Origin of the sequence: Mesorhizobium sp. Cs1321R2N1, assembly GCF_037179725.1 — a bacterium.
In the GTDB taxonomy this organism is placed as follows: domain Bacteria; phylum Pseudomonadota; class Alphaproteobacteria; order Rhizobiales; family Rhizobiaceae; genus Mesorhizobium; species Mesorhizobium salmacidum.
In genome coordinates this window covers 1-2,159 of the sequence record NZ_JAPYKP010000286.1, presented here as the reverse complement: position 1 = coordinate 2,159, position 2,159 = coordinate 1, and the positions used below count along the sequence as shown (strand labels likewise).

The following is a 2,159-nucleotide window of genomic DNA, read 5'->3' as shown; positions in this document are numbered from 1 at the left end:
CTGGCCTGACACCGCGCAGCCTGAGCGCGAAGGCGACGTTTTCGCGCGCCGTCAGCCAGGGAAACAGAGCATCGTTCTGGAACACCACCGCCCGATCCGAACCGGGCCCGCTGATCGGCCGGCCGTTCACTGAAGCCGTGCCGCGCGCAGGCACGACAAGGCCGGCGGCGACATTGAGCAGTGAGGTCTTGCCGCAGCCCGAGCGGCCGACAAGAACGACGAAATCGTCCTTGTCGACACCGATCGAGACATGCTCGACGGCGGGTGCCGGCTGGCCATCATAGTGGATGGAGATATTGTCGAGCACGAGATGCGGCATGGGCCCTCGCCGATTAGAGGGAAATCCGCCTGCCCCGAAACCGCGCCTGTCAGCGGCTTCGGGGCAGGCAACACACGGCGTCAGGGAGGGTGAGCCGCGTGTGCGAGACGTCAGTTCGAGGCCAGCGCCTCGGTGACGTATTTCGATGTCACGTATTTCGAATAGTCCGGCAGCACGGCATCGACCTTGCCTTGCTCCTTGAGGAAGGCGGATGCCGCCGCGATCGCCTTGACCGTGCCGCCGCCGAGGAATTTGTCGGAGGCCTGCTCTTCCAGGGTGGGGAAGGCATAACCCTTCAGCAGCTCCGGCACCTCTTCGAGCTTGGCGCCGGTCAGCCTGGCGATCTCAGCGGCCTGCGGCGACGACACCGACCAGGCGTCGGACTTGGCGAGATACCCTGCATAGGCCGCACCCGTCACCTTGACGAAGTCGCGTACGGCTTCCGGATTCTTTTCGGCGAAGTCGGTGCGCACGATCCAGGCGTCGAAGGTCGGCGCCCCCCAGGCGGCGACTTGCGCGGAATCCAGCACCACCTTGCCCGACGTCTTGATCTGGCCCAGCGCCGGGTCCCAGACATAGGCGGCGTCGATGTCGCCACGCGTGAAGGCAGCGGCGATTTCCGGCGGCCTTAGATTGAGGATCTCGACCGATTTCGGATCGACATTCTCATGCTTGAGTGCGGCAAGCAGGCTGTAATGCGTCGTCGACGCGAAGGGCACGGCGACCTTCTTGCCGGCGAGGTCGGCAACTTTCCCGATGCCGGCGCCGTCGCGGGCGACCAGCGCTTCCGACGGTCCGATCAGGCCAACCACGAAGATGGCCTGGATCGGCAGTTCGCGGCTGGCGGCGGCCGCCAGCGGGCTCGAGCCGACATAGCCGATATCGACCGAGCCGGAGGCGACGGCGGCGATGACATCGGCACCGGAATCGAACTTGCGCCAGTCGATGCTGGCCTTGGTGGCCTTTTCATAAGCACCGTCGGCCTGCGGCACTTTCGAGGGCTCGACCACCGTCTGGTAGCCGATGGTGATCTTGAGGCCGTCGGCCATGGCCGGGCCGAGGAAGGCGGCGCCGGCAAGGGCAACGGAAGACAGGAGAATGACGCGGCGTGAAATGCTGGACATGAAAGGCTCCTTGAAAAGGGGAAAACCGGATTGCCAGTTCATAGTCAGCTAATTCTATGGTTCTTGTAGAGTTAAATCCTTCCAAGGAAGAACGGCATGTTGGAAAAAAGCCACTGGCGGCGGGCCGCCGTGGCGGACAGGGCGGTTGCCCTGGCTCAGGAGCGGCGAGGCCGCCAGCTTTGGGCTTGATACCTCGACCGTTCCAGATACCGACAGGTTTGAACGAGAATTCCGATTTGGCACCTCCTCCAGCAAATCGATGCTTAAAATGGGGAAGAATTTAAAATCACGTTCCGCGCGCCGAAGATTAAGTATAGTAATGTTATCGACATAGGAGTGATCGACGATGACAGGCCATACCGCGCCTCGGGCAACCGCCGGCGTCGTCGGATCCCGGCTGCAAGCCTCCGGGCAGGCAAGCCACGCTTCTGTGTCCCTGGCGTCACAAGGCGGGTCTAAAGTCACCGCAACGGCTTGAAAACCAAGCAAGATCAACCGCAATTGGGTTGTATATCATGTCACTAGAATTTAGTGTCATGGATGCTTCGGCGCGGCGGGGAGGCACGCCAGGCGTTTCGCAACGGATGGCCTAGGTGTGAGCTTTCGGGAGGTTGTCCATTCGGACCGAACCGAGGAGACTGGAGTTACCAGGCTTCAGTACAGATCGGAGGGTCCGAATGAACATCCACAAGAATGCCCGTCTGACGCCGCTGCGT

General features: G+C 62.1%; 2 protein-coding genes. Both read right to left on the bottom strand.

Features of this window, described 5'->3' with window-relative positions; all coding sequences use genetic code 11:
- Positions 1 to 319, bottom strand: a 319-nt coding sequence (locus O7A61_RS31995; protein WP_337133142.1) for an ATP-binding cassette domain-containing protein, incomplete at its 3' end; no start/stop codon positions are given.
- A 110-nt stretch (positions 320 to 429) separates the two neighbouring features.
- Entirely contained in the window at positions 430 to 1,443 is a 1,014-nt protein-coding gene (gene tauA, locus O7A61_RS31990; RefSeq protein WP_337133141.1) for a taurine ABC transporter substrate-binding protein, read from the bottom strand.
- Between the last annotated feature and the right edge of the window lie 716 nt (positions 1,444 to 2,159).

What these genes read in the sequence shown, in the direction of transcription:
- tauA (WP_337133141.1), bottom strand. Translation starts at nt 1,443, where the DNA reads ATGTCCAGCATTTCACGCCGCGTCATTCTCCTGTCTTCCGTTGCCCTT.